The 23,964-nt window shown below is 67.4% G+C and carries 31 protein-coding genes; 15 read left to right on the top strand and 16 right to left on the bottom strand.

The annotated features are described in order from the left end of the window. Window positions 1-21: 21 nt before the first annotated feature. Together BLS11_RS01390 and BLS11_RS01395 are read left to right on the top strand one after the other, a co-directional pair. The gene (locus BLS11_RS01390) at window positions 22-492 is read left to right on the top strand and encodes a pyruvoyl-dependent arginine decarboxylase (protein ID WP_092531825.1); all 471 of its coding nucleotides are present in this window, start codon (window positions 22-24) and stop codon (window positions 490-492) included. 64 nt (window positions 493-556) lie between these two features. Beyond that, complete coding sequence (locus tag BLS11_RS01395) at window positions 557-937, top strand: DUF5811 family protein (RefSeq protein ID WP_092531827.1); 381 nt, start codon at window positions 557-559, stop codon at window positions 935-937. A gap of 95 nt (window positions 938-1,032) precedes the next feature. On the opposite strand, the gene BLS11_RS01400 is transcribed toward BLS11_RS01395, so the two are convergent. Further along, window positions 1,033-1,269: a DUF8015 family protein gene (locus BLS11_RS01400; protein ID WP_092534396.1), complete on the bottom strand. Its 237-nt coding sequence runs from the start codon at window positions 1,267-1,269 to the stop codon at window positions 1,033-1,035. A gap of 174 nt (window positions 1,270-1,443) precedes the next feature. Between BLS11_RS01400 and BLS11_RS01405 the strand changes: the two genes are divergently transcribed. The 3 genes from BLS11_RS01405 to BLS11_RS19810 all read left to right on the top strand — a co-directional run bounded on the left by BLS11_RS01405 (window position 1,444) and on the right by BLS11_RS19810 (window position 2,414). Beyond that, window positions 1,444-1,920 (top strand): Lrp/AsnC family transcriptional regulator, encoded by a 477-nt coding sequence (locus BLS11_RS01405; RefSeq protein ID WP_092531830.1) that lies wholly within the window; start codon window positions 1,444-1,446, stop codon window positions 1,918-1,920. An 80-nt stretch (window positions 1,921-2,000) separates the two neighbouring features. Further along, window positions 2,001-2,279, top strand: coding sequence for a HalOD1 output domain-containing protein (locus BLS11_RS01410; protein ID WP_175454345.1), 279 nt, complete (start codon window positions 2,001-2,003; stop codon window positions 2,277-2,279). Window positions 2,280-2,288: 9 nt separating this feature from the next. After that, window positions 2,289-2,414 carry a hypothetical protein gene (locus BLS11_RS19810; protein WP_258555506.1) on the top strand — a complete coding sequence of 42 codons (126 nt, stop codon included), beginning with the start codon at window positions 2,289-2,291 and terminating at the stop codon, window positions 2,412-2,414. A gap of 37 nt (window positions 2,415-2,451) precedes the next feature. Here BLS11_RS19810 and BLS11_RS01415 read toward each other — a convergent pair whose 3' ends face one another. Together BLS11_RS01415 and infB are read right to left on the bottom strand one after the other, a co-directional pair. Further along, entirely contained in the window at window positions 2,452-2,631 is a 180-nt protein-coding gene (locus BLS11_RS01415; RefSeq protein WP_092531833.1) for a DUF7987 family protein, read from the bottom strand. A gap of 50 nt (window positions 2,632-2,681) precedes the next feature. Then, window positions 2,682-4,502, bottom strand: a complete 1,821-nt coding sequence (infB, locus tag BLS11_RS01420) for a translation initiation factor IF-2 (RefSeq protein ID WP_092531836.1) — start codon at window positions 4,500-4,502, stop codon at window positions 2,682-2,684. A 229-nt stretch (window positions 4,503-4,731) separates the two neighbouring features. On the opposite strand from infB, the gene BLS11_RS01425 reads away from it, so the two are divergent. Further along, window positions 4,732-4,977, top strand: a complete 246-nt coding sequence (locus BLS11_RS01425; RefSeq protein WP_092531839.1) for a PRC-barrel domain-containing protein — start codon at window positions 4,732-4,734, stop codon at window positions 4,975-4,977. A gap of 9 nt (window positions 4,978-4,986) precedes the next feature. Next, window positions 4,987-5,445, top strand: a complete 459-nt coding sequence (locus BLS11_RS01430; protein ID WP_092531843.1) for an NOB1 family endonuclease — start codon at window positions 4,987-4,989, stop codon at window positions 5,443-5,445. Between the two features lie 146 nt (window positions 5,446-5,591). On the opposite strand, the gene BLS11_RS01435 is transcribed toward BLS11_RS01430, so the two are convergent. The 3 genes from BLS11_RS01435 to BLS11_RS01445 all read right to left on the bottom strand — a co-directional run bounded on the left by BLS11_RS01435 (window position 5,592) and on the right by BLS11_RS01445 (window position 8,667). Continuing rightward, the gene (locus BLS11_RS01435; protein WP_092531846.1) at window positions 5,592-6,497 is read right to left on the bottom strand and encodes a hypothetical protein; all 906 of its coding nucleotides are present in this window, start codon (window positions 6,495-6,497) and stop codon (window positions 5,592-5,594) included. A 51-nt stretch (window positions 6,498-6,548) separates the two neighbouring features. Next, window positions 6,549-7,292: a CPBP family intramembrane glutamic endopeptidase gene (locus BLS11_RS01440; protein WP_092531849.1), complete on the bottom strand. Its 744-nt coding sequence runs from the start codon at window positions 7,290-7,292 to the stop codon at window positions 6,549-6,551. A gap of 82 nt (window positions 7,293-7,374) precedes the next feature. Continuing rightward, on the bottom strand, window positions 7,375-8,667 hold the full coding sequence (locus BLS11_RS01445; RefSeq protein WP_092531851.1) for a glucose-6-phosphate isomerase: 1,293 nt from the start codon (window positions 8,665-8,667) through the stop codon (window positions 7,375-7,377). 129 nt (window positions 8,668-8,796) lie between these two features. Here BLS11_RS01445 and BLS11_RS01450 point away from each other — a divergent pair, with 129 nt between their 5' ends. Further along, the gene (locus BLS11_RS01450; protein WP_092531854.1) at window positions 8,797-9,330 is read left to right on the top strand and encodes a DUF8056 family protein; all 534 of its coding nucleotides are present in this window, start codon (window positions 8,797-8,799) and stop codon (window positions 9,328-9,330) included. A gap of 8 nt (window positions 9,331-9,338) precedes the next feature. Here the strand turns inward: BLS11_RS01450 and BLS11_RS01455 are convergent, their stop codons facing one another. The 4 genes from BLS11_RS01455 to BLS11_RS01470 form a co-directional block, all read right to left on the bottom strand. Further along, window positions 9,339-10,016, bottom strand: coding sequence for a TVP38/TMEM64 family protein (locus BLS11_RS01455; protein WP_092531857.1), 678 nt, complete (start codon window positions 10,014-10,016; stop codon window positions 9,339-9,341). 1 nt (window position 10,017) lies between these two features. Continuing rightward, window positions 10,018-10,836, bottom strand: a complete 819-nt coding sequence (locus tag BLS11_RS01460; RefSeq protein ID WP_092531860.1) for a CehA/McbA family metallohydrolase — start codon at window positions 10,834-10,836, stop codon at window positions 10,018-10,020. Beyond that, the gene (locus BLS11_RS01465; protein WP_092531863.1) at window positions 10,833-11,531 is read right to left on the bottom strand and encodes a CDP-alcohol phosphatidyltransferase family protein; all 699 of its coding nucleotides are present in this window, start codon (window positions 11,529-11,531) and stop codon (window positions 10,833-10,835) included. Before BLS11_RS01465 ends, BLS11_RS01460 begins: the two co-directional genes overlap by 4 nt. A 100-nt stretch (window positions 11,532-11,631) precedes the next feature. Next, complete coding sequence (locus BLS11_RS01470) at window positions 11,632-12,210, bottom strand: GNAT family N-acetyltransferase (RefSeq protein WP_092531866.1); 579 nt, start codon at window positions 12,208-12,210, stop codon at window positions 11,632-11,634. A gap of 96 nt (window positions 12,211-12,306) precedes the next feature. Here BLS11_RS01470 and BLS11_RS01475 point away from each other — a divergent pair, with 96 nt between their 5' ends. Next, on the top strand, window positions 12,307-12,783 hold the full coding sequence (locus BLS11_RS01475) for a DUF5812 family protein (RefSeq protein WP_092534402.1): 477 nt from the start codon (window positions 12,307-12,309) through the stop codon (window positions 12,781-12,783). Window positions 12,784-12,844: 61 nt separating this feature from the next. Next, a complete protein-coding gene (locus tag BLS11_RS01480; protein ID WP_092531869.1) occupies window positions 12,845-13,141 on the top strand; it encodes a hypothetical protein in 297 nt (98 codons plus the stop codon). A gap of 46 nt (window positions 13,142-13,187) precedes the next feature. Here the strand turns inward: BLS11_RS01480 and BLS11_RS01485 are convergent, their stop codons facing one another. Then, on the bottom strand, window positions 13,188-13,541 hold the full coding sequence (locus BLS11_RS01485; RefSeq protein ID WP_092531872.1) for a DUF7968 family protein: 354 nt from the start codon (window positions 13,539-13,541) through the stop codon (window positions 13,188-13,190). Window positions 13,542-13,660: 119 nt separating this feature from the next. Between BLS11_RS01485 and secF the strand changes: the two genes are divergently transcribed. The 3 genes from secF (at window position 13,661) to BLS11_RS01500 (ending at window position 16,642) form a co-directional block, all read left to right on the top strand. Continuing rightward, a complete protein-coding gene (gene secF / locus BLS11_RS01490) occupies window positions 13,661-14,545 on the top strand; it encodes a protein translocase subunit SecF (protein ID WP_092531875.1) in 885 nt (294 codons plus the stop codon). Then, the gene (locus BLS11_RS01495) at window positions 14,545-16,119 is read left to right on the top strand and encodes a preprotein translocase subunit SecD (RefSeq protein ID WP_092531878.1); all 1,575 of its coding nucleotides are present in this window, start codon (window positions 14,545-14,547) and stop codon (window positions 16,117-16,119) included. The genes secF and BLS11_RS01495 overlap by 1 nt, the downstream gene beginning before the upstream one ends. 268 nt (window positions 16,120-16,387) lie before the next feature. Next, window positions 16,388-16,642, top strand: coding sequence for a DUF7511 domain-containing protein (locus BLS11_RS01500; RefSeq protein ID WP_092531881.1), 255 nt, complete (start codon window positions 16,388-16,390; stop codon window positions 16,640-16,642). A 35-nt stretch (window positions 16,643-16,677) separates the two neighbouring features. Here the strand turns inward: BLS11_RS01500 and rnhB are convergent, their stop codons facing one another. Then, window positions 16,678-17,370, bottom strand: a complete 693-nt coding sequence (gene rnhB / locus BLS11_RS01505) for a ribonuclease HII (RefSeq protein ID WP_092531884.1) — start codon at window positions 17,368-17,370, stop codon at window positions 16,678-16,680. Window positions 17,371-17,566: 196 nt separating this feature from the next. Here rnhB and BLS11_RS01510 point away from each other — a divergent pair, with 196 nt between their 5' ends. Then, complete coding sequence (locus tag BLS11_RS01510) at window positions 17,567-18,511, top strand: UbiA family prenyltransferase (RefSeq protein ID WP_092531887.1); 945 nt, start codon at window positions 17,567-17,569, stop codon at window positions 18,509-18,511. An 83-nt stretch (window positions 18,512-18,594) separates the two neighbouring features. Continuing rightward, window positions 18,595-20,307, top strand: a complete 1,713-nt coding sequence (locus tag BLS11_RS01515) for a histidine kinase N-terminal 7TM domain-containing protein (RefSeq protein WP_217628971.1) — start codon at window positions 18,595-18,597, stop codon at window positions 20,305-20,307. Between the two features lie 69 nt (window positions 20,308-20,376). On the opposite strand, the gene BLS11_RS19220 is transcribed toward BLS11_RS01515, so the two are convergent. The 4 genes from BLS11_RS19220 to aceA form a co-directional block, all read right to left on the bottom strand. Then, the gene (locus BLS11_RS19220; protein ID WP_175454329.1) at window positions 20,377-20,544 is read right to left on the bottom strand and encodes a hypothetical protein; all 168 of its coding nucleotides are present in this window, start codon (window positions 20,542-20,544) and stop codon (window positions 20,377-20,379) included. 97 nt (window positions 20,545-20,641) lie between these two features. Next, window positions 20,642-21,925, bottom strand: a complete 1,284-nt coding sequence (locus BLS11_RS01520) for a tRNA pseudouridine(54/55) synthase Pus10 (protein WP_092531890.1) — start codon at window positions 21,923-21,925, stop codon at window positions 20,642-20,644. 142 nt (window positions 21,926-22,067) lie between these two features. After that, a complete protein-coding gene (locus BLS11_RS01525) occupies window positions 22,068-22,436 on the bottom strand; it encodes a hypothetical protein (protein ID WP_217628972.1) in 369 nt (122 codons plus the stop codon). Between the two features lie 482 nt (window positions 22,437-22,918). After that, window positions 22,919-23,941: an isocitrate lyase gene (gene aceA, locus BLS11_RS01530; protein ID WP_394327385.1), complete on the bottom strand. Its 1,023-nt coding sequence runs from the start codon at window positions 23,939-23,941 to the stop codon at window positions 22,919-22,921. Window positions 23,942-23,964: the final 23 nt, after the last annotated feature.

A 23,964-nucleotide genomic window follows, 5' to 3' on the forward strand; every position in this document is an offset into this window, starting at 1 on the left:
CCGCGCCGCCGTTCTCCGACGATGAGCACCATCTACGTGGTTCGCGGCGTGGGCACTGCGCCCACCGAGATGGCGTCGTACGACGCCGCCTTGGCCGCGGCCAACGTGCACAACTACAACCTCGTCGCCGTCTCCTCTATCGTCCCCGAGGGCGCGTCCGTCGAGGAAGTCGACACCGCGCCGAATCTCGGTCCGGCGGGCAACCGCCTGACGGTCGTACAGGCGCGGGCGACGACGGCCGAGGAGGGTACCGTCGCCGCCGGACTCGGGTGGGCGACCGGACCGGGACCCGGCCTCTTCTACGAGGCGTCGGGCGAGGACCCGGCGGCCGTCCGGCGGGCGGTCGAAGACGGACTGGCCGCGGGGCGCGGCCTCCGCGAGTGGGAGTTCGACGACGAACGCGTCGTCGTCACCGCCGCGGAGGCCGACGGCGAGGGGTACACGACGGCGGTCACCGTCGCCGCCTACGGCGAGAGCGAGCCGATACTGTGACAGAGATTCGCACCCTTCGACGGCTTTATCATCGTACTGCGCTTATGAAGAGTAACTTATCCTCATGAACGGAAACAACCCCTACGCGGGTTCTCCCGGCGTCGTCGATGCGGGCCGTCCGAACGAGGACGACCTCTCGACAGAACAGGTCCGGACGCTGCGCGAGGCCGTCGCGGGAATCGTCTCCCGCACGCAGTCGTATCTTCCGGAGGGGTACGCCATCGGGTCGGAACTCTCCTACGGAAGCAACGGTCCGCAGGCGACGGTGGCCGTCCACCCGCCCGTCGGCCGGCCGGTCAGCGCCGGTTTCAGCCCCGACGAGAACGACTTGGAGTCGGGTCTCACCGACGACGACAGAGACGAAGTGGCTCGCGGACTCGCCGCCTCCGCGGCGTTTCAGGTCATGAACGCAGTCGGCGACGAACTCACGCCGACCGCTCGCTGAGGCGTCTCCGCGGACCGTACGCTATTCTGCGAAGATCGAAGGAACGACGCCCGAACGAAGCGGTTCTACTGCGGACGTAACGAGGCGTCGCGGCCTCATCCCCGTCGGCCGAGACGGTCGGGCATCGGCGGTTTCACGAACAGGCCGTAGGCGAGCAACGCCGCCGATGGGAGACCGCCGACGCCCGCGCCGACGGCGACCGGAACCGACGTGAGCACGGCACCGACCACGCCGAGCATCAACGGAAGCGGCAACAACAACAATAGAACGTCGTACTCCGACTCGAACTTCGGTACTATCGCTTCACCGGTCGGTGTCTGTCTCGTGCTCATGTAACTCACCTCCACCGTAACGTACGGACGGCTCCGTAGTAAACATTACCCCGAACCGCGAGGACCTATCTGCCGAACGTCTCCATAAGTTACGAGGCGCTTCGAGGTCGGCGGACGAACGCCCGGCCGGGTCACCGCCGAAGCACGTTTGTCCGGGTGGGTCGAAGGCGCGGTATGGATCCGTCACCGCTGGACCTCGTAGACCAAGCGATCCTCTTTCACCTCCAACGCGACGGTCGGTGCGCGATAACCGACATCGCCGACGCCGTGGACGTCTCCGATAACACCGTCCGTAACCGCATCCAGAAGATGGAGGAGGAGGGAGTCATCGAGGACTACCAGGTGAACGTCAACTACGACAACGCCGGGATTCAGCACCTGTTCATGTTCGTCTGCACCGCGCGCGTCGCCGAACGCGCGCGACTGGTCGCCAACGTCCGCGACCTCTCCGGCGTCGTGGAAGTGCTCTCCCTCATGACCGGCAACGAGAACGTCTACGTCGTCGCGGCGGCGAGAGACAAAAGCGCCATCACCGAACTCGCCTACGACATCGAGGAACTCGGACTCCGCATCGAACGGGAACACCTCATCTCCGAACACTCCCGGCAAGCGTTCAGCGGATTCGCGTCCGATCTCACCTTTCGCGATTGATTCTTTACTAGGATTGCAGAAAATTAAGTTCTTACATACCTCAATTACGTTTTTATAGTCCCGCGGCGTACGAGAGAGCGATGGCCTACAATCGAAGTACTCTCCGCTCAGACGCCGCCGAGAGCGTCACCGAACGTATTCTCACCTCGGTTGCGGACCGCGAAGGGACGGACGTCCTCTCTCTGCCACCGCTGTACGAGGCCGTCGACCCCGACGCCCTCGAACAGCTCGTCGCGTTCGGCGGCGTGGCCGAGATCTCGTTCACCTACCTCGATTACGACATCTCGGTCGACGGCGACGGCGACGTTCGCGTGCGCACGCTCGGCGATTCGTCCGACGGTAACCCCGTCAGGCTGTAGCGCCGGGCGGTGCCGAGAAACGTTCGGTGCGCCGACTGCGGCCTCAGCCTCTTGGCCTTCGAGTCGCTCGGCCCGACTCCGGTCGGGCGCGACGACTGTCCGAACTGCGGCGGCGAGACGTTCAGTTTCGACTGACGGGGACGCCGCCGACGCGGACGTCGGGCCGCGCGTCTCACGTCCGGTCTCTCTTGTCGAGGTAGTCGTTGACGGCCAACGGGGCGAGGATGCCGACGACGATGACGACGAGGAGAAACAGCGTCTGGTTCCACCACGGGAGCTCGGACCCGAATATCGCGAGTCCGAGCGCTAACGCTCCGAAGCCGAGGATGACCGCGTTTTCGCGCGAGAGCATGCCGTCACACTCGGGCGGCAGTCACAAAAACGGACACGTCGGTTAGGCCGTCACTTCCCCCAGAAGGGGTCGCGTTGGCGGTGCTTATCGAGGTAGCCCGTGAGCGCTTCCAGTTCGTCGGCCGGGATGTCGTCGGACAGTTCCTGTTCGAGAATCTTCGCGTGCTTCTCGGGGAGTTGCACCCACAGTTCGTCGCCCTCCTCTATCTGGCGGCCGACCGTCGGCCCGTCGATGGCGACGGAGACGCGCTTGCCCGCGCGGGCCTTCGAGACGTCCTCGCCCTGTTCTTGGATGCCGGAGAGTTGGCCGACGCGCTTCGGTTCGTTCCCCTCCCACTTCGCGACGTGGGTGTTGTTCTTCAGGGTGCCCGACAGTATCTCGACGCCGACGACGGCGGGATTCGACTGCCGGAAGACGTGGTCTTCGAGGATGCGGAACCGGCAGGGCCGGATTATCTTGTCGAGGACCGTCTCCTGTTGGGCGCGCTTTCGCTCCTCGACGAACTCCTCGTAGTCTTCGATGAGTTGGTAGATGACGTCGTCGTCGAACAGGCGCACGTCGTTCTGGTCGAGTTCCTGCTTGGCGTTCGGCAGGACGTCCACGTTGAACCCGAGGATGACCTTGTGTTCGTCCTCGCGGGCCGTCGAGGCGATGGCCACGTCGCGCGGCGCGACGTCGCCGACTTCCGCGCGGAGGACGGGCACTTCCGCCTCCTTGAGTGCGTTCGCCATCGCTTCGAGACTGCCGAGGGTGTCGGCCTTCACGACGACGCCCTCCTCCTCCGTATCGACCTCTATCTCGGCGAGTTCGGCCTCGACTTCCGCGATGACGTCGTCTACGTCTCGGTCGCGGACGACGCGAATCGGCGCGCCCGCCATCGCCAGTTCGAGGTCGGGCGCGGCGATTTTGATACCGGAGGCGGCGGTGACCGACTCCACCTTGTTGAAGCGCTTTTCTGTCCGAATCTCGGCGTTCGGGCGCGGTTGCAGGAGGGCCCGCACGTCCGTCACGATGGGGCCGTCCATCCCGCCGACGACGACGGTGTCGTCCTCGGCGATGGTGCCGTCGTACAGCACCACGTCGAGGGTCGTCCCGAACCCGCGTTCGTCCTTGACTTCCAGCACCGTCCCCGCGCCGGGGCCGGCGACGTCTATCTCCATCTGCTCTTTCATGTAGCGCTGGGAGAGACCCATCAGCACGGCCAGCAGGTCCGGAATCCCCTCGCTCGTGATGGCGGAGATGGGGACGACGCCGACGTTCTTCTGGAAGTTCTGGACGCGCCAGTAGAGGTCCGCGGAGAACCCCTCGTCCGAGAGGTTGCCGATAATCTCGTAGAGGTTCGAGTCGAGTCGCTGGCTGGCGTTCTGGGACTGCTTGTCGTACGTCCGCTGGATGGGTTCGCCCTCGTGGGGGTTCCATCCGGGCGTCGTGTCTATCTTGTTCGCCGCGACGACGAACGGCGTGCCCGTCCGCTTGAGGATGTCGAGGGCCTCGATGGTCTGCGGTTGGAACCCGTCGTTTACGTCCACGACGACGATGGCGATGTCCGCGAGTGCGCCGCCGCGGGAGCGAAGCGTCGTAAACGAGTGGTGCCCCGGCGTGTCGATGAACAGCAGTCCCGGCAGGTCGAAGTCGTCGGGGTCCACGAGGCTCCCCGCCATCTCCGAGACCGTCTCTAAGGGGACGGCCGTCGCGCCGATGTGCTGGGTGATAGCGCCCGCCTCGCCCTCGCTGACGGCGGAGCCGCGTATCTTGTCGAGCAGGGTCGTTTTCCCGTGGTCGACGTGCCCGAGAACGGCGACGATGGGGGTGCGTAGCGTGTTCGGTTCTGTGGCTGCGTCCGCGTCGGCGTCGGAATCTGTGTCAGACATGAAGAATCACCCCGGAGAAGTTCTCTTGTCCGTAGCCTGTTCGGGATTGCAGTTAAGTCCATCGTCACGTCCGGGCCGTCGCCGCACCGCGACGGCGTCTTCCGCCGCTGCGGGGCCTGATAGCACGGTTCGGTTCCGTCGTCCGTTCGTCGGTCCTCGCGCCGCGTTCGTCGGCCGGTCGTCAGACGGCCCCGTGGAGTTTATGTGGGGCTACACGGTATGCACCTGCATGGCCGACATACTCGCCGAAAACCTCTCGGGGAAGGCCGTCATGGGCTCGGACGGAACCGAGCTCGGGCAGTTGTACAACATCACGATGGACTTGAAGACCGGCGCGCTACACGATCTCCTCGTCACCCCGAACGAGGAGGTTCGCCCGGGACAGTTCGCGTTCGAACAGAACGACCAAGGCCGATTCCGAGTCCCCGTCTCCCGCGTGCAGGCGGTCAAGGACTACATCGTCATCCAACGCTAATCGACGCCGATGCACATCCTCGACTCTTCTGCGTTCATCAACGAGTACCACACCACAGAACAGACGGCCTCTATCCCCATGGTCAACGAGGAACTGGAGGGGGAGGCGTCCTTCCGGTTCGACGCGATGGAAGGATCCGGGATGCACATCCACATCCCCGCCTCGGGCACCGTCGAGAAAGTCCGCCGCGCGGCGGGCGAGACGGGCGACCGAGAGACGCTCTCGGACACCGACGTCCGCCTCCTGGCCGCCGCCTTCGAACTCGACGGCGTCCTCGTGACCGACGACTACGCGATGCAGAACGTCGCCGACAAGCTCAACGTACAGGTCGAAGTCATCGCCCAAGACGGCATCTCCGAGCAACGCGACTGGAAGTACCAGTGTCAGGGCTGCGGGCGCGAGTTCGACGACAACAAGGACCGCTGTCCCGTCTGCGGGATGGACCTCGCGCGGAAGAACCCGGCGTAAACACCCACCTTTTTACGCCTCGGGTCGCGCTCTGCGCGACCCCTCGGCGCAAAATCTGGACCAAAAAAGCCGCGAGGGTTCGCTCACCTCGCGGTACTGTACGGATGGGACTCAACTAACGCCCTCGGACGCGGACCCCGACCGGTTCACGCTCGATACTCGTCTAAGGCCCAGTCGTACCGCGTCGGGAACTCCACCGGGTCGGTGGAGAACGCGTCTCGAACGGCGTCCGGTCCGTCTCTGCGTTCGACCGCTTCGAGGAGCGCACACCCCACTCGGTAGGGGAGTCGCGACCCTCCGAAGAGGCGCGACACCATCTCGTCGGGCGACAGCGATTCGCGACTGATCCGTTCGCGGACCGAGTCGTACTCCTCGACGAGGGTTCGAAGTCGTTCGGAATCGGAGAGTACGGCGTAGTCATCGCAGATGACGTGGTCGCACCCGCCGACGTTGCCGTCCGACCGACGGAGTTCGAGCGGGGCGTACGTCGCGAACGCCTCCGTGTGGAACACGGTGTTCCAGACGGCCCGCTGGTCGTCGTACTCCATGGGTCTGGGCCCGAGCCTGTCGAGTGCGTCGTGTTCTCCCTCGTAGAGGACGTGAGAACTCTCGTGGACGCACGTGTACAGCAGTTGACGCGGCGCTCGGAGGAACAGCGGTTCGTTGAGGTTGACGTAGGCACCGCTTCGGACGCCGACTCCGATTTCGTAGCCGACGCCGAGGTAGACAGTCACGTCCGACGTCTCCGCGTTCGGGACGACGCGTCGGAGGTGTCGTTCGATTTCGTCGGTCCACTCGCGTTCCCGGGAGCGGACCCGGTCGAGGAGGCGAACGATCCGAGGTCGGGTCTCCGAGAAGCCTTCCAACCCGGGAAACGCGTCCGGTTCGCCGTCGACCGCTTCGGAGATACCTTCGGGCGTCACGTCCCGACCCAGAACGGCCGCGTGCTCCCGGACGACGTCGTACGCGGGGTGATTCCAGAGGCGGGACACCGATTCTTCCCCGTCGACGTACGAGAGGAACCGTTCGGCGGCGGACCAATCTATCTGCACGTTCTCTCACTCACGGCCGTCGAGGTAATCGGTTTTCCCTCCGACCGGACCTTACAGCAGACCCGTCGCCGTCGCGTACACGTAGACGAACTGGACGGTGTTGAACAGGCCGTGGACCGCCGCGGGCACGAACAGGTTCTCCGTCTTCTCGTACACCGTCCCGAGCGTCGCCCCCAAGAGGAGGATGACGCCGAGGGTGACGAACCGACCGCTCCCCGAGAAGGAACTCCAGTGGATGGCCGCGAAGACGGCGCTGGCGGCGACGACGCCGAAGACGGGGCCGTAGGCTCGGCGGAACGACCCCTGCACGACGCCGCGGAAGACGAGTTCCTCCGTCGGGCCGACAAGCAGGAGGGTCACCGGAATCAGGTAGAGGTAGTACACCGGTTCGTCCTGCCCCTGCGCGATGAGGTTGCTCCCGGCCATCTGGATGCCGAGCGCCTCCATCCCGAACACGATAGCGAGGTAGAGGGAGACGAGTCCCAACAGGCCGCCGGCAACCCACGCCGCGTCGCGGGCCGTCGGCGCGCGGACGGACACCAACTCGCGTTGCTCCGTCACGACGAGGTATCCGACGGCGGCCACGCCGAATCCGACGAACTGCGCGGCGCTGGTCAACGCGCGTCCGAGTGCGCTCTCCGGGGCGACGCCGAACGCTTCGACGAGGGGTTGGAGGAGCGAGACGAAGATGACCGCCACGAGCAAGGCGAGGGCGACGACGACGAACGCGCCGCCGAACGCTCGGAGGTGCGTGCGCGCGTCGTCGAGCGACGAGGCTTGAGGGTCGGTTGCCATGGCGAAGACGGCAGTCGGTAGGCCGCCCCGGCGGATAGAATCTCCGATCGGGCGCGCGACTCCCCGACGCCGACTCGTCCGACTACTCGACGACCAGCGTCGTCTTCTCCGCGACGGCGTCGGCCTCCTCGAAGTCGCCGCCGCCGAGCAAGCCGCGGGCGGCCCGTTTGCCCCACTCGACGGCCGGTTGGGTGAACGTCGAGACGTTCGCGAGTTCGCCGTAGAGGACGCAGGCGGCCTCCATCCCGTAGAGCAGTTCGCCCAGTCCGCGCTCGTCCACCCGGTCGATTTCGATTCGGACGTTCGGGACGCCCGCGGCGGCGAGACTCGCCTCCGTCGCCTCGAACTCGGCGTCCAGCAGTTCGCCGAGCGACGACCCGCCGAGGTACGACAGTCCTTCGAGGTCCGTCTCGGGAATCCCCCGGTCCTCGCGTTCGCGCGGGCGGACGAGCGTCACGAGTTTGTCCCGCGGCCCGGCGCGGTACAGTTGCAGTTGGGAGTGTTGGTCCGTCGCCCCGAGGGCGCGGGCGGGCGTCTGCCCCACGCCGTCCTTCCCGAGGCTCTCGGCCCACAGTTGCGCGAACCACTCCGCGAAGTACTCCATGGACTCCGCGTACGGCATCATCGCGTTCGTCAGCGCGCCGCGTTGCGCGAGGGCGTACGTCGTCGCCCCGTAGGCGTACGCGGGCGACTCGAACAGCGACCCCGACAGGCGGTCGGCTTCGTCCGCCGCGCCCGCGAGTAAGGCGTCTAAATCGTGGCCCTGAATCGCCGCCGCGGCGAGTCCGACCGTCGAGAGTACGGAGAACCGACCGGGGACGCCCTCCGGCACGTCCAACGCCGGCAGGTCGTGTTTCTCCGCGAGGTTCCGGAGGTTTCCCTCCTCGCCCGTCGTGACGAACGTCCGGTCGGTCCAATCGACGCCCGCCGCCTCCATCGCCTCGCGGACGACGAGGAAGTTCGACAGCGTCTCCGCCGTCGTCCCGGACCGCGAGACGACGTTGACGACGGTTTCCGAGAGCGGAAGCGACTCCACGAGCGTCGAGACGTGCTCGGGGTCCACGTTGTCGAGGTAGTACGCGTCCGGGTCGTCCTCGTCGGCCAACGCCTCCGTCAGCGTCGCCGCGCCGAGGGCGCTCCCGCCGATGCCGACGGTGACTATCGCTTCGGGGTCGCCGAACGGTTCGACGGCGGCGCGAATCTCGCCCGCGTCGGCCGTCTCGGGCAGGTTCAACGCCGCGTAGCCGTGTTCGGCGTCGGCGCGTCCCGACTCGATGCGTTCGTGCGCGGCGGCCACCGCCCCGTCCAACCGTTCGAGACTGTCCCGCGAGACGCTCGGCGTCCCGTCGAGAACGTTCCCGATATCGACGTGCATACGACAACAGCCGACGGCGGCGGGCAAAAAGGTGGGTCCCCGGTTCCGACGGACGCGAACCGCGACGGGAACGTGAGACGCCCGACGCGGACCGGTTCGCTTAATCGCCGCCGAGTCCAATCGCCGCCAATGGCGGACGGCTACAACGGCGTCTTCGGCGCGTTCCCCTACGCGTTCCGGTCGAGTCGGTCGCTCCTGTTTAAGTCGTACGTGCTGGTCAGCGCGGCGGCCGTCGGTCTCATCTCGCTTTTCGTCCTCATCGGCGTCGTCGTCCTCGTCGGCAACACCGCCGCCGTCCAAGGCGGGTCGCTCACGCTCTCGCGGGCGTTCTACATCGTCGTCGGCTTGCTCGTCGTCCTCCCGGCCGTCGCCCCGATACTCGTCGTCGCGCGGCGGCACCGCCGCGGTATCGAGTCGCGGGACCGGTACGAGGCGGCCCTCGCCGTCGCGGGCTTCCTGTTTCTGCTCTCTCTGTACTTCGGCCTCGTCGCGTCGATGCCCGAGACGTTCGTCCTCGACGGCGAGACGGTCACCCGCCCCGCGCCGTCCGGCGTCTTCGCCCCCGTCGTCGCCCTCCTCTATGCGATTCCGTCCGCCTTCTCGTGGGTCGTCCCCCTGGGCGGCGCTCTCCTCATCGCGGCGGTTCACCGCCTCCTCGGATGAACGGGTCGTCACCGCACGGCGTCGAACTTCCCGCGCCCGAGGTAGACGAGTGCGGAGAGAACGACGAGTGCCGCGGCGACCGACCCCGCGGCGAGGAGACGTCCGTCCGCGGCGCGTTCGCCGACGAGAGCGACGAGGAGGAACGTCGGGATTCGCCCGGCGGCGACGAGGACGACGAGCGTCCGGATTCGGAGCGTCGTGAGGCCCGCGAGGGCGCAGACGGCGTCGTCCGGGAAGGCGGGAAAGAGGAAGACGACGAACAGACCCACCGCGCCGCGTTCCTCGACGAACGAGTCGAACCGTTCGAGGACGGCGTCGTCCACGACGCGTTCGACGTACGGGCGGCCGAACCGCCGCGCGAGGACGAAGACGACGGTGCTGCCGAGGACGACGCCGACGACGCTGTACGCCGCGCCCCGCACGGTTCCGAACAGGTACCCCCCGGCGACGCCGAGGGCCTGCCCCGGTATCGGCGCGAATATCACCTGCGCGGCCTGCACGCCGACGAAGCCGACGCCCGCGTACGGCCCGAGGCGTTCGACGGCGGCGATAATCCGCTTCGGACTCGCGAGCGACGGCGCGAAGGCGTGGACCGAAAGCCCCGCGGCGACGGCGACGACGAGGAGGGCCGAGAGGCGAACGGCGGCGTCGCGCCGGGCGCGGTCGGACTCGAAGACGCGTCCCATCTCAGAGTATCGACGCGGTCAGGATGCTCGCGTTCGTCGCGTACTTTTCGAGATACTGCCGGGCGGTCGTCCGCTCCCCGCGGACGGCCGTTCGGCCCGCGGCGACGGCGTCGAGAACCGCCTCGGGGTCGGCTTCCTTCCCTCTCGGGACGCCGACGACGGTGTACGCCCGCCCCACGAGTGCGGGGCCGTGGGCGTCGCTCCCGCCGACGCCGGGAATACTCCGAGCGTCGGCGTACGACCGCGCCTGCCCGTTCCGCAGTCCGGTGAGCGTGTGGGCGTTGTACACTTCGACGGCGTCCACCGCCGCGCCGTCTATCGCGCGCCGCCGCGCCCCGTGCCGGGAGCGCTGAAACGGGTGGGGGACGACGCTGACGCCGCCGGCGTCTGCCACGCGGCGCGCCGTCTCGGCCAGAGAGCGGCCGGTCTCCGGAACCGACTCGACGCCGAGAGCCAGCAGGTGTCCCTCGGCGGTCGAAACTTCGACGCCCGGAATCCCGACGAGGCCGTAGACGGGGGCCAACTCGGCGGCCCTGAGGGACTCGTCTATCTCGTCGTGGTCGGTGACCGCCACCGCGTCGAGGCCGGCGGCCGCGGCGCGTTCGAGTATCGCCTCCACGGGCGTCTCGCAGTCGTACGAGCCCTCCGAGTGGACGTGCGGGTCGAACCGCAGCGTCCGATAGCGACCGAAGAGCGACCCGCCCCCCTCGCGGCGTTCGCCGTCGGCGTCGTCTGCGTCGCCGGTGCCGTCCCCGTCGCTCACCTCGCCTACGCCGTCGCTCGCTCCGTCCCCGCCGTCCGGAACTCCCAGTTTCGTCATGCGTATCCGAATTCGAGGGCGAGGCAGAGTGCGATGGTGACGACGCCGCCGACGCCGACCAACGTGTGCGCGAAGTCGGTCTTGTACGCCTTGTACTCCGAGGTCATCAGGGGGCAGACGGCGACGACGGTGAGTCCGGCCACCCACCCGTTCCAGAAGGGGACGAACTGAAAGAGGAAGTAGTTCGCGAGGACGACGGCGTGGGTGTGGACGACGGTGGTGCCGTGGTAGTAGCTCGTCCCCTCCTCGTCGAAGAACCCCTCGTCGTTGTGGCGGATGAGTCTGAGGCCGCCGAACATGATGACGACGAACCCGACGACGGCGCTGGCGACGGCGTGCGGCGAGACGACGACGTGGTACAGCAACGCCGCCGAGACGAGGTAGGTGAAGATGTCGATGAAGGAGTCTATCTGCCGCCCGAACGCCGACGGACTCCCGTGTTCCCGCGCGTAGTAGCCGTCGAGTTTGTCGAACGCGAACCCGACGAGGACGGCGACGATGCCCCAGTTCGGTTCGTTCTGGACGAACAACACCGCGCCGACCCACGCCCAGAACAACGCGGCGAGACTCAACCAGTCTGCGACCCCCAACCGGCTCACCATGTTGTCGCCCGCCGACGAGCGGAGCACCCGACGCGCCCGCGCGTCTACCTGTTCGCTCCAGCCCCGAAGTACGGACCTCCCTTCGTTGGACATGTGACGCTCTACCTCGATGTCGGTCCCGAGAGCGCATAAATTTTCCCGCCGCGCTACATAATTAAATAGAAGATATATAGAAACGGAGCGCTACCGAGACCTACGTGCGCTCAATATCTTCGAGGCGTCGCCGTCGAAGGGGGCCGACGCGGTAGTAGGCGTGTTCGAACCGACGTTCGAAGCCGTTGGCCTCGAACACCCACTGGGAGGGCTTGTTGTCGAGGGCGACGAGGGCGTGCACCGCCTCGGCCCCGGCGTCGGCGGCGGCGTCGCGCGCCCGAGAGACGAGGGCGGTGGCGATTCCCCGTCCCCGATAGGAGGGGCGGACGAACACGCGCCTGACGTACCCGCCGTCGAACGTCAGCGTCTCTTCGAGAGGGTGGATGCGGTGCGTGACGTCCACGCTGACGAACAGGTAGCCGACTATCTCGTCGCCGTCGAGTGCACAGAGGACCGTCTCGTCGTCGCGGAGTTCCGCGAACGCCTCGTACTCGTCGCCGACGTCCGCCGGGCCGCGGGCCGCGAACTCGATTCCCTCGACGGCGTCGTCGGCCCCGGCGTCGTCCCGCGGGTCGGCGACGTACTGGTACATCCGCGTCCCCGTGACTCCGACCCGCTTCAGCGCATCGTACACCCGTCGTGCGCGTTCGTTCCGCGTCAACCGCCAGAGCGCGGGCATGTGCGGGTGGTCGCCGAGGGGGCGGATAAACGCTCGGGAGGCGGCGGTCCGCCGATGACGAAACCCCGAAGGGGGCGCGCGGCGTACCCCGCGGCGATGACCGACGAAGAACGGGTCGAAGGCACGTTTCTCGTGACCGCCGCGGACGACGACTCGGCCGTGTTGAAAGACGTCGAGACGGGACAGGTCCACACCCTCTCGTCGAATCCCGGCGTCGAACGCCACGACGCCGTCGAGGGCGTCGTCTCCCCGGACCCGCCGATGAACGTCTCCTACCAACTCGTGGAGATGCGGGAGCGCAGACCGCTTTCGCTGGAGGTGTCGGACGAGTCGCCGACGGCCCACGCCCGTGACATCGCCGCCGACCAACCGGTGGGCGAACTGACGCGGGAGGAACGGGCGGGGACGGGCGAACTGCACGTCATCACCGTCCCCGAGGAGACGACGGACGAGGCGGTTTCGGACGTGGCCGACGACGAGGAGGGGACGCTCTCTCGGGCGGCGCGCCTCGGCGTGAACCGCGTGGAGATTCGTTCGGAACCGGGCGTCGTCGTCGTGCGGTACATGCCCTGAACGCGGGCGACGGACGCGGCCGGCGAGGAAATGTTATACGGTTGTCGGGAAACCGACCGGCATGGAGAGACAGCGAATCGTCGTGCTCGCCTACGTCGTCTTCGGACTGCGCACCACGGTCCGCGGAACGGTACAACTCCTCGCGGACGGCGTCTCTCTGTGGCCGGTTCTTACCGCGGCCTGCGGGCTTCTGCTACTGGTGGCTCTCGCACGGAGCGTCGTGCGGGGCGAAATCGACGGTGAGTTCGAGAGGACCGCCGAGAACGACGTGCTGTTCTGGTCTCTCGTCGTCGCGACCGGCCTCGGGGTGGCGCTTATCGTCTACGATTTACTCACCTACGACTTCGTGCTCTCCTGACGCCGCGCGTCGCCCTCCGCAACCGCGTCACTCGCCGGTCGAGTCCTCAACTCCCACCGTCGCGCGCTTTGCCGGTCGTCGCGCCCGGCCCGCCGTTGCTCTGGACCTTCCACCCGCCCGCTATCTCGCCGGGTTCGGTGTCGCGGGCGGTGTACGCTATCTCCGTCTCCGCCCCCATCGCCGACGGCCCCTCCACGGACTCGATGCGGAGGGGAACGTCCAAGGAGTCGCCGCAACAGCCGGTATCGACGAACTCCTCGTACGTGTCGCCGACGCTCGGGTCCTCGACGACCCGCCGGAGGTACGACCTGAACCGGTCTGTCTCCAGTTGGTCGCGGCCCCACGCGCTGAGTTCGTCCGGGTACGAGACGACGACTCTGCGGGCGGTGTCTGCGCTCATGCCCTCGGATACGCGCTCGAACGCAAAGGCACTCCCGCCGGCACTCGCAGGGGAGACGGTTCACCGAACCCCGCGAACGTATAAGAAGGCTTATTCGGCACCCAAGATGAACGGATTCCATGGCCGAGTTCACTGTACCGGAGGTAGATTACACCCGGTACACGAATCGCCAACTCGCGGCGGTCCCGCTTGCGGTTCTCGTGGTCGCTCTCCTCGTCATCGCGGGATGGTACGTCGCAACCGGTGCACCGGTGAACCAAGGGATAGAGTTCACCGGCGGTACCGAGATACAGGTCGCGGTCGATGCACCGCCGGCGCAAGCCGAACAACAGATACGGCAGGCGTTCACCGCCGAACCCGAGTCCATCCGCTCGGTTCCGACCGAGAACACGTACATCGTGACGTTCCAGTCGAACGACGGGTCGTCGGTGAACCCCTCGGAGCTCGAACGCCAGGCGGAACAAGCCGGCTTCGAGATACGAGCCATCTCCTCCGTCTCGCCGAGCTTCGGCGGTGACACGCAGACGCTCGCCCTCGGCGGCGTGGTGGCGGCGTTCCTCGGGATGAGCCTCCTCGTCTTCGCGATGTTCCGGACGTTCGTCCCCTCCATCGCCGTCGTCATCTCGGCGTTCTCCGACATCGTCATCCCGTTGGCGCTGATGAACGTCCTCGGCATCGAGCTGTCTCTGGGGACGGTCGCGGCGCTTCTGATGCTCATCGGGTACTCCGTCGACTCGGACATCCTGCTGAACAACCACGTCCTCCGCCGGTCGGGTGACTTCTACGAGTCCACCTACCGCGCGATGCGGACGGGCGTGACGATGACGCTCACGTCCATCGCGGCGATGATAGTCATGACCGTGACGGCGACCATCTTCGGCATCCAACTGCTGGCTGCCATCGGGACGGTCCTCGTCTTCGGTCTCTCCGCCGACCTGATGAACACCTACATGCTGAACCTGAGCCTACTCCGCTGGTACAAGTACGAGGGGGTGGCCCGATAATGGTCTCACTCCGCGACAACTGGCGCATCGCACTGCTCGTCGTGTTCGTCCTCGTGGCGGCGTTCGCGCTGTTCTCGCCGACGCTCGCCCCGGACGACACGGGCGGCGCGGGCGGTGCCGTGGCGAACGATAGCGGCATGACGAACCTCCAGTACGGCCTGCAACTGTCCGGCGGGACGCGCGTCCGCGCGCCACTCGTCGGCATCACCGCCGAGGAGGTGCAGTTCGGCGGCGACCAACCGCGGACGGTCGAACGGAACGTCGCCTCCCAACTGTCGAACGCGACGCCCTCGGACGTCATCGCGCGACCGACTAGTCAGAACACGGGCACCGTCGAGGTGACCGTCGAGAACGTCACGCAGGCCGAACTTCAAACGGCGCTCGGCCAAGCGGGCTACGAGTACGGGACGGTCCGCGACGGCGTGACCCAGACGACCCGGCAGGACGCCGTCTCCGTCCTCGAAAACAAGATCAACGAGGCCGGACTCTCCGGCGGGACCGTCCAGACGGTGCGGACGGCGACCGGGGAGCACTTCATCCTCATCGAAGTGCCCAACCGGGACCGCTCGGAGGTGCTCGAACTCGTGAGCGAACGCGGGACGGTCTCCATTCAGGCGTACTACCCCGCGGAGAACGGGAGCGGGTACCAGACGCGCGAGATACTCCAACAGGACGACTTCCAGAGCATCGGCACCGCCTCCGAGAGTCAGGGAGGCGGCGCGTTCGTTCCGGTGACCGTCGAGCAGTCGGCGGCGCAGGACTTCCAACAGGCGGCCGTCGAGACGGGTATCGCCCAACCGGGCGGCACGACCTGTACCTACCGGGAGAACCCCAACGGCACCGAACCGTGCCTCCTGCTGGTCGTCAACGGAGAGGTCGTCAACGCCTTCGGGATGAGTCCCGGCCTCGCGCAGGGGATGCGCTCCGGCGAGTGGGCGAACGCGCCCGAGTTCCAGCTCCGGACGCGGAACCTCACCGAGGCGCAACAGGTCGCCATCAACCTCCGCGCGGGCGCGCTTCCGGCGAAACTCGACATGACGGGTCCCGACGGCGGCACCTCCTCGTACGTCTCGCCGAGTCAGGGGGCGGACTTCAAGTCGAACTCGCTTCTGACGGGTATCGTCGCCGTCCTCGCCGTTAGCGGCGTGGTGTTCTTCCGCTACAAGGAGATACGCGTCGCGGCGCCGATGGTCGTCACCGCCCTCTCTGAGGTGTTCATCCTCCTCGGCTTCGCCGCCGGTATCGGCTACGCCCTCGACCTCTCCGTCATCGCGGGCTTCATCGCCGTCATCGGGACGGGGGTGGACGACCTCATCATCATCGCCGACGAGGTGATGGCCGAGGGGCAGATAAACTCCCGACGCGTCTTCCAGTCGCGCTTCAAGAAGGCGTTCTGGGTCATCGGCGCGGCGGCGGCGACGACCATCATCGCCATGTCTCCGCTGGCGGTGTTGTCGCTCGGCGACCTGCAGGGCTTCGCCATCTTCACCATCCTCGGCGTCCTCGTGGGCGTCCTCATCACCCGACCGGCGTACGGCGACATCCTGCGCGCCCTCACGACGAAGGAGCGCTGAACCGCCGACGTTCGGTCATTTATACGTATCGCTCGTACGGTATTTTCCGCCGACTCCCGTCCGCTCGGATCGATCGCTCATCGGCCGTATCGCCCTTCGCTCGTCGGTAAAACGCGGGTTTAGAGCTTCTATCAAACCTCCGGCGTAATTCTCAGGAGCGTAGAATCGGCCATTACCTAAATATCCTCGTAGGAGGTACGGGTAGGCGTACCGAGAGACGACCGAAGCCGCCCCCCGTCGGTTTCGAACGGGGTTCGAAGACACAACGATGGATACAAATCGGCATCTCACGGGCGACGTCATCGGTGCGACGAACGACGCTGAGGTTCCGCGACGCGTCGGTCCCCGGCCGCGACTCGGGGAACCGGCGTCACCGCCAGCGTACGAAGCCACCGTCGTCTCGTACGACGACGAACCCGACGAGTGCACTATCTATCCCGCCGACGCGGACGACGACGAGTTGGTAACGACGTGGATATCCGCCAAATCGGGTTCGTTCGTCTCCCTCGCCGACATGCGCTGAGTTCGGCCGTCGAACAGTACGGGTTCTTTTTTGCGCTAAAACTGGTCGAGCGACGACTGCGCCGCGGCGGCGAGAACGTCGTCGCACGTGGACCACGACGCGCGCGCACAGTCCGGCAGTTCCCCCGTCTCGCCCACGTACTCGCGGAGGAACTTCCGCGTCGTCCCGTCGCTGGGGTACCCGCTTCCGACGGGGCCGTACTCGGCGTACTCCTCGGCGATGGCGGCGACGCGCGCGTCCCGTTCCACCTTGGCGACGACGCTCGCCGCGCCGACGAGTGCGTACGACTCGTCGCCGCCGTGTTCCGCCCGGACGCTCACCTCGACGCCGGCGTCGCCGACGTCCGACGCGACGCGGCGTCCGAACCGCGCTTCGTCAACGTCGCCGGCGTCCGCGACGACGGCGTCGCCGTCCCGCGCCGCGGCGGCGACTGCCTCGGCGTGCGCGGCGACGGTCAAGGAGTTCATGTCCGTCTCCGGGGCGTCGATGCGCGACGGCGGGACGACGGCGACGCCGACGGCCACCGCGTCGTCATCGCGGAGGGCGGCGGCTATCTCCTCCCGTCTGGCGGGCGCGAGACGCTTCGAGTCGTCGATGCCCTCGGGAAGCGCCGCCGGGTCCGCCCGCACCGCGGCGGCGACCATCGGGCCGAGAACCGGCCCCTTCCCCGCTTCGTCGCATCCGACGCGAAACGCGCGTCTCTCGCCTTCGCCGCGTCCGTCTCCCATGTACGCCGCAAGGACCCGGCGGCGACTAAGCGGTTGTGGTCCGCGGGGACGCCGACCGCTCGAACCGCGTTTTCGGGCCGTTCGACCGCCGCTAAATGACAGGTTAATGTCTCGTCTTTAATTCACCCCATTCCGACGATACGTCGTAGCGACAGCCGCGGCGTTTCGGTCGTCCCCGCTGTCGCGGAGACAATCAATGGTACACGACACACAGTCGCTGTCGAACGACCCCGACAGAGCGGCGTCGATGCAAAGCAGACTGACCGAGTGGGCGAGGAGACGGGGAGAATCGTGGTGGGACGCGCTGGTGTACAGTTCGGCGTATCTCGCACTCATCGCGATGGCCGAAGTCGCCGTCGTGATGTCTCTCCTGTCGCTTCCGTCGAACGCCGCGCCGGTCGTCGTCGGACTCGTCACCTTCGCCGTCTACACGAGCGACCGCATCGCGGACGCGGACACCGACGCGGTTTCGAACCCCCGGCAGGCCGCGTTCGTCCGCCGGCACCGCGACGAACTCTACGTGCTCGCGTCGCTCGCGTACGGGCTCGCCGTCGCGCTCTCGGTCCTCGGCGGACCGGTGGCGCTGGCTATCACGCTCCTCCCGGGGGCGTTCTGGGTCCTCTACGCCTCCGATTGGGTGCCCGAGAGTGGCCTGCCGTTCCACCGCCTGAAGGAGGTTCTCCTCGTCAACTCCGCCGTCGTCGCCTTCGCGTGGGCGGCGACGCTGACGTTCCTCCCCCTCGCCTTCGCGGACGCGGCGTTCACGCCGACGGCCGCCGTCGTCTTCGCGTACTTCTTCCTCGCGACGTTCGTCAACGCCGAGATTCCGAACGTCCGCGACGTCGAGGGCGACGCGGCCATCGGCGTCTCGACGCTCCCGGTCGTCTTCGGCGTGCGTCGGACGCGACAGGCTCTCTACGGCGTCAACCTCGCGGTCGTCGCACTCGCCGGATACGCCGCCTTCTCGGGGTACGTCTCCGTCGCGGCGGCACTCGCGTTGCTCGTCGGCGCTGGCTACTCCTGCGCCGTCACCTCCTTGCTCGGTCGGACCGAGAGGGAGGGCGCTCTCGTCCTCGCCGCCGAGTGCACGTTCCTCTTCGTGTTCGTCACGCTCGGCATCGTCCGTCTGCTCCCCGTCTGAGTAACCGACCGGCGGCACGTCCACTTTTGCGAAACTTTCACCGGACAGTTAATATGTAATGCGACACGTCTCTCTGTAAAGCGGTGCTCCCCGTCACCCTGTTACCGCCGGTGTTGTTCGCCACGATTACCGTCGGAACGACGGCGGCGTTCCTCGCGTGGCGGGAACGGCCCGAACCGGGGTCGGTTCCCCTCGTAGCCATGCTGTCGGGGCAGTGCTGGTGGTCCGCCTTCCTCATCTTCCAGTTGCAGGCGACGACGCTCGACTCGAAGTTGTTCTGGATGAATCTCTCGTGGGTGGGCGTCGTCGTCATCCCCGTCGCGTGGTTCCTGTTCGCGTTGGAGTACACCGGACACGACCAGTACGTCCGCCTCCGGTACGTCGCCCTCCTCTCCGTCGTCCCCGTTCTCACCGTCGTCCTCGCGGTGACCAGCGAGTCCCACGACCTGCTGTACGTCGAATCGACGCTGGTCCGCCGCAACGGCGTCGCGACGCTCTCTCGAACCCCCGGCCCGTGGTTCTGGCTCATCACGGTGTACACGTACCTGCTCGGACTGCTGGGGTCGATTCCGCTCTTCGGCCTCATCCGGAGCGACTCGCTCCCGTTCCGCGGACAGAGCGCCGCGCTCCTCGTCGGGACGCTGGCCCCGTGGGCGAGCAACGCCCTGTTCGTCGCGGGCGTGGTTCCGATTACCGGGCTCGACCCGACGCCCATCGCCTTCGCCGTCTCCGGCGTCGCCTACCTCGGTGCGCTCACGCGGTTCCGACTGCTGGGGACGAACCCCTCGCCGAACCGGCGGGCGCGCCGCCTCGTCTTCCAACGGATGCAGGAGGCCGCCATCGTGGTCGATAGCCACGACTACGTGGTGGACGTAAACGAGAGCGCCGTCGAGACCCTCGGCGTCGCGCCGCGGGAGATACTCGGACGACCGGCGGCGCAGTTCTTCCCGGAGTACGACGAGTTGCCCGAGGACGGGGCGGCGACGGGCCGCGTCACCCTCGACGGCGACTCCCGGGAGGCGCTGTACGACGCCACCGTCACGCGAATCACCGACTTCCGCGGGCGGGCCATCGGCCGGGTCATCACCCTCCACGACGTCAGCGAGCACATCCGACAGCAACAGCGTCTGGAAGTGCTGAACCGAGTGCTCAGACACAACATCCGCACCGAGACGAACCTCATCGCCGGATACGCGGACCTCATAGAGAAGGAGGCGGGCGACCCGCGCGCGACCACCGTCAAGCGACACGCCGCGAACATCGCGGAGATAGGGGAGAAGGCGCGGGAGATTTCGGACATCTTCGAACAGGGGCGCGAACCGACCGAGGCGACGCCGCTTGCGGACCTCCTCTCCGAACACGTCGCGGACGTCCGCGAGGCGTACCCGGAGGCGACGGTCACCTGCGACCCCCTCCCCGAGGACGTGTACGTTGCCACCGTCCTCGACGCCGTCTTCTCGAATCTCCTCGAAAACGCCGCCGAACACAACCCGAGCGACCACCCGCACGTCGGAGTCACGGTCGAGGTGACCGACGAGTGGGTCCGCGTCGCCGTCGCCGACGACGGCCCCGGCATCGACGAGTACGAGCGCTCGGTGTTGGAACGCGGCACGGAGTCCCCCCTCGTCCACGGGAGCGGTCTGGGCCTCTGGTTGGTCACGTGGGCGACGGGCGTCGCCGGCGGAACAGTCTCCTTCGAGGCCAACGACCCGACCGGGTCGGTGGTCAGCGTGCGGGTTCCGTCGCTGTCTCCCGGCGAGGCGGGACGAACCGCCGCCGAGACGCGATCCTCCTGAGGCGACTGCGCGGCGACCGTTCGAAGAAAGAGGCGGGCCGAGGGCGTCTGCGCTTCCGGTCTCTCCGACTCAGTCGTCCGCCGTCGGAACGTCGGGCGCTTCGGGTTCGACGCGTTCGACTTCCGGTTCCGCCTCCTCGTCGTCGGACTCCTCGCGGCGCGCTTCCAGTTCTTTGCGGACGAGTGCCTCCCACTCGCCCGTCGACTCGTAGTGGTGGCACATGGTATCTCTCCTCACGGTGAGATTGCGACCGGGGTCTGAAAAGCGTTGTGCGGGTTCCGGCGGAGAAGGGCCGAGCGAGCGTCGGTTCCGACGTCGGCGTCCGCGCAGACGCTCAGTCGCGGAAGTACTCCTCGTCCTCGAACGGTTCTTCGACGCCTTCGACGGCGACGACGTCGAGGGCGGTCACCTCCGCGCCGACGCCGAGGATGTCGGCCAGACTCGGCTCGGTCCGCCCCTCGTCGCCGGAGATGAGTTCCTTGATGTAGAGGCCGCCCGCGCCGTGAATCTCCACGGTGGCGTGGCGGGCGTCTTCGAGTTCGCCCGTCGCCTCGTACACCTCGCGGGTCCGCGTGAGGTTCGCGCGCCGGTGGTCCACGCGGTGCGGCGTGTACTGTTCGACCGTCGCGCCGTCGAGTTCCTCGATCGCGGCGGCGAGTTCGGCCTCGGTCACGTCGGCGTCGAACTCGACTGCGGCGCGGTACCGCTTGCTCGCGTCGAGTTTCTTGACGCGTTCGACCATCTCGTAGTTCGCGAGGCGGAGGCCCTCGACTTCGACCTTCCCTTCGGCGAAGACGTTGATGTCGCCCTCCAGTCGGTCGGTGTCCACGCGGCGGCGACGCGGTTCGACTATCTCGATGACGAACGGACGGCCCGTCCCGAGCATCAACGCGTCCACGTCTTCCCGCCCGGCGCCGTGGAACTTCGCGCCCGTCCCGTCCATCACGTCGCGGACGACGGGGGCGGTGAGTCCCTCGACGCTCTCCTCGTAGAGGTAGCCCGACCCGCCGCACTTCTCGCAGACCTGTTTGCCGACGTAGCCCGACCCGTCGCACCGGTTACAGGGCCACTCGGTCTGCGGGATGTCGCGTTCGAGTTTGCGGTAGCGACCGTAGACGAACGCCGAGTGGACGTCCACCTCCACCTCGTCGGCTTCGATGTCGAGGAGGAACATCACGTCCGGTCGGCCGAACTCCACCTCCGTCTCGGTGATGCGGCCGAGTCGCTTGCCCACCTCGCGGTTGAACTCCGATTTGAACAGTTCGCCGGCGTCCTCGGGGAGTCCGGCCCCCTCCCGGAGGAGCACTTCGTTCTCCTCGACGAGGGGCGGGGCGCGCGTGCCCACTTGGTAGGTGTCGAACTCCACGTCCTCGACGGCCTCGGCGCAGCGTTCGGCCCACTCGTCGAAGCGGGCCACCTCGCCCTCACACACCCAGCACTCGGCGGTGTCCGTCGCCTCGAACGCCTCGTCGTCGTCGAGTGCGGCGGCGACGCGGAGGCTCCGCCCTCGCTCTGCGTTCGTCAGTCCGAAACTCCGGTCGGCGAAGACGCGGCCCAAACAGGCGTCGCAGACGGGACCGCTCTCCGCCAACGCTCGGGCGTCCTCGAGGATGCTCATACCCTCTCGTGACGCGGATTGGGTTTCTGTCTTGCCTTTTCAGGGCAGTCCCGCCGCCGCGAAGGGCCGCCGGACGCCCGTAGCGACGCCCGGCGGGGGCATCGTCGCCGCGAGGGGGTGACGCCGAGGAGGGCGACGGACGCTACCGGAGTTCGACGCTCTCGACGGCCTTGACGCCGAAGCCGTCGGCTAACGACTCCGCCGCCCGCTCTCGGTCGTCCGGCGGGACGTCGACCAGAAGCGCCGCATCGACGCCGACGCGCAGGTCGTTCAGCGCGGGCTTGAGGCCGCGTATCTCCACCGACTCGACGGCCTCGACGCTCTCGACGGCGGCGAGGCGCTTTCGGACGCCCGCGGCCAAGTCGCCGTCGGCGTCGCGCGTGACGAGCACCGTCATCGACGCGCGGACGGCGGCGGGGCGGTCGGGGTGCGATTCGTTCTGGCTGGACTGCTTTATCGCCATGAGGCTCCCGGCGCGACTCGAACGCGCGTCGAAGACGACTGCCGACACGGGAGCGGTCCGGTCGCTCCGCGGCGGCGCGAGGTGCGTCACGCGAGAAGAGTGAGGGGCCGATTCCGTGGCGTGCGCGACGGAATCGGGTTCCCCCGACCCCGCCCGCGCGGCGCGACGTTACGCGCCGAACGCGGACCGGACGCGGAGGGGGCCGAGTACCCCGGGTGCATCGGATGCGGCGGGTGCCGCGGATACTGTGGATACACCGAGGATACCGGCGTTTCCGACGACCGGACACCGGGACCCGTCGCTTGGTGCGGACGCCGCGAGAGATGCGGACGCCGCGGCGGGTGCGCGACGGGTGGTGGTGGTGGTGTCGGTCATCGGATGCTCCGCCCGCGGGGTCGCGGGACTCGGTCGATGAGTCACCCGGTCGCTACTTAACGATTGTCCGGGTGTGCGAACGTTTGCCGCGGTCCGGCGCGGCGAGTTCGCGGCGGCTCTCCGGCGGGGTGTCGTGCCCACGGGACCCGGCCGGTTCAGTCGTCGTCGCTCTTTATCGGGTCGGACTCCTCCTCGGAGAAGCCCTCGGACTGTTCGATGCGCTCTTTGGCCTCTCTGTCGAAGCGCGTCTCGATGTCTTGGAAGTCCTTGACGAACGAGAGTTCGTGGTGGGACTCCGTGGGGTGGCCGATGTAGCGCGATTCGAGGTCGAACTGCGCCTCTTCGTCGTTGTCGGCGATGTTGCTGAGGTCCTCGTAGACGGCGTGCGCGCCCGAGTGGAGGCCGTAGAGGGTGATGAAGATGTACTTGTAGCCCAAGTCGCCGAGTTCCTCGAACGTTAGCGGGTCCTCCTCTTCGGACCACGCGAACGACGACGAGTAGTTGAACGCGAGGTCGAGGTCCGGATGGGTCTCGTGGATGGTCTCGGCGTACTCGACGGCGTCCTCGCGGGAGGGGTCCGGCATCTCGGGCCAGACCAAATCGACCCCGGCGTCGGCGTAGATGCGGCCGCGTTCGAGGTGTTCCTCCCAGTCGCCGTTCGCGGAGCCGTAGGCGTCGGTCCGGGCGATGATGACCGTGTCCTCGGACTGCTTTGCGTCCACCGCCGCCTCGAACCGGGCGCGGGCCTTGTCGCGGGAGACTATCTGCTTGCCGGCGATGTGGCCGCACCGCTTCGGCGTCGTCTGGTCCTCGATGTGAATCGCGGCGACGCCGGCCTTCTCGTACTCGCGGACGGCGCGGCGGACGTTGTGGATGCCGCCGTACCCCGTGTCGCAGTCCGCGACGACGGGCAGGTTCGTCGCCTCGACCATCCGCTTTGCGTTCTCGACCATCTCGGTCATCGTCACCATCTCCAAGTCCGGGAAGCCGAACTGGCCGAGGACCGTGGAGTAGCCGCTCATGTACGCGGCGTCGAGTCCGGCCATCTCTGCGAGGCGGGCGTCGAGAGCGTGGTAGATGCCCGGCGCGAAGGTGAAGTTCTGCTCGTCGAGAAGGCGGCGGAACTCCCGGCCGGCGGGGTTGTCGATGTCGCGGGTGAACACCTCCTCGGCTCCCATCTCGTCGCCGCCGATGGTCTCCT

This window comes from Halopelagius longus (assembly GCF_900100875.1).
In the GTDB taxonomy this organism is placed as follows: Archaea; Halobacteriota; Halobacteria; order Halobacteriales; family Haloferacaceae; genus Halopelagius; species Halopelagius longus.

What these genes read in the sequence shown, in the direction of transcription:
- BLS11_RS01390 (WP_092531825.1), top strand. Translation starts at nt 22, where the DNA reads ATGAGCACCATCTACGTGGTTCGCGGCGTGGGCACTGCGCCCACCGAG.
- BLS11_RS01395 (WP_092531827.1), top strand. Translation starts at nt 557, where the DNA reads ATGAACGGAAACAACCCCTACGCGGGTTCTCCCGGCGTCGTCGATGCG.
- BLS11_RS01400 (WP_092534396.1), bottom strand. Translation starts at nt 1,269, where the DNA reads ATGAGCACGAGACAGACACCGACCGGTGAAGCGATAGTACCGAAGTTC.
- BLS11_RS01405 (WP_092531830.1), top strand. Translation starts at nt 1,444, where the DNA reads ATGGATCCGTCACCGCTGGACCTCGTAGACCAAGCGATCCTCTTTCAC.
- BLS11_RS01410 (WP_175454345.1), top strand. Translation starts at nt 2,001, where the DNA reads ATGGCCTACAATCGAAGTACTCTCCGCTCAGACGCCGCCGAGAGCGTC.
- BLS11_RS01415 (WP_092531833.1), bottom strand. Translation starts at nt 2,631, where the DNA reads ATGCTCTCGCGCGAAAACGCGGTCATCCTCGGCTTCGGAGCGTTAGCG.
- infB (WP_092531836.1), bottom strand. Translation starts at nt 4,502, where the DNA reads ATGTCTGACACAGATTCCGACGCCGACGCGGACGCAGCCACAGAACCG.
- BLS11_RS01425 (WP_092531839.1), top strand. Translation starts at nt 4,732, where the DNA reads ATGGCCGACATACTCGCCGAAAACCTCTCGGGGAAGGCCGTCATGGGC.
- BLS11_RS01430 (WP_092531843.1), top strand. Translation starts at nt 4,987, where the DNA reads ATGCACATCCTCGACTCTTCTGCGTTCATCAACGAGTACCACACCACA.
- BLS11_RS01440 (WP_092531849.1), bottom strand. Translation starts at nt 7,292, where the DNA reads ATGGCAACCGACCCTCAAGCCTCGTCGCTCGACGACGCGCGCACGCAC.
- BLS11_RS01445 (WP_092531851.1), bottom strand. Translation starts at nt 8,667, where the DNA reads ATGCACGTCGATATCGGGAACGTTCTCGACGGGACGCCGAGCGTCTCG.
- BLS11_RS01450 (WP_092531854.1), top strand. Translation starts at nt 8,797, where the DNA reads ATGGCGGACGGCTACAACGGCGTCTTCGGCGCGTTCCCCTACGCGTTC.
- BLS11_RS01455 (WP_092531857.1), bottom strand. Translation starts at nt 10,016, where the DNA reads ATGGGACGCGTCTTCGAGTCCGACCGCGCCCGGCGCGACGCCGCCGTT.
- BLS11_RS01460 (WP_092531860.1), bottom strand. Translation starts at nt 10,836, where the DNA reads ATGACGAAACTGGGAGTTCCGGACGGCGGGGACGGAGCGAGCGACGGC.
- BLS11_RS01465 (WP_092531863.1), bottom strand. Translation starts at nt 11,531, where the DNA reads ATGTCCAACGAAGGGAGGTCCGTACTTCGGGGCTGGAGCGAACAGGTA.
- BLS11_RS01470 (WP_092531866.1), bottom strand. Translation starts at nt 12,210, where the DNA reads ATGCCCGCGCTCTGGCGGTTGACGCGGAACGAACGCGCACGACGGGTG.
- BLS11_RS01475 (WP_092534402.1), top strand. Translation starts at nt 12,307, where the DNA reads ATGACCGACGAAGAACGGGTCGAAGGCACGTTTCTCGTGACCGCCGCG.
- BLS11_RS01480 (WP_092531869.1), top strand. Translation starts at nt 12,845, where the DNA reads ATGGAGAGACAGCGAATCGTCGTGCTCGCCTACGTCGTCTTCGGACTG.
- BLS11_RS01485 (WP_092531872.1), bottom strand. Translation starts at nt 13,541, where the DNA reads ATGAGCGCAGACACCGCCCGCAGAGTCGTCGTCTCGTACCCGGACGAA.
- secF (WP_092531875.1), top strand. Translation starts at nt 13,661, where the DNA reads ATGGCCGAGTTCACTGTACCGGAGGTAGATTACACCCGGTACACGAAT.
- BLS11_RS01495 (WP_092531878.1), top strand. Translation starts at nt 14,545, where the DNA reads ATGGTCTCACTCCGCGACAACTGGCGCATCGCACTGCTCGTCGTGTTC.
- BLS11_RS01500 (WP_092531881.1), top strand. Translation starts at nt 16,388, where the DNA reads ATGGATACAAATCGGCATCTCACGGGCGACGTCATCGGTGCGACGAAC.
- rnhB (WP_092531884.1), bottom strand. Translation starts at nt 17,370, where the DNA reads ATGGGAGACGGACGCGGCGAAGGCGAGAGACGCGCGTTTCGCGTCGGA.
- BLS11_RS01510 (WP_092531887.1), top strand. Translation starts at nt 17,567, where the DNA reads ATGGTACACGACACACAGTCGCTGTCGAACGACCCCGACAGAGCGGCG.
- BLS11_RS01520 (WP_092531890.1), bottom strand. Translation starts at nt 21,925, where the DNA reads ATGAGCATCCTCGAGGACGCCCGAGCGTTGGCGGAGAGCGGTCCCGTC.
- aceA (WP_394327385.1), bottom strand. Translation starts at nt 23,941, where the DNA reads ATGGGAGCCGAGGAGGTGTTCACCCGCGACATCGACAACCCCGCCGGC.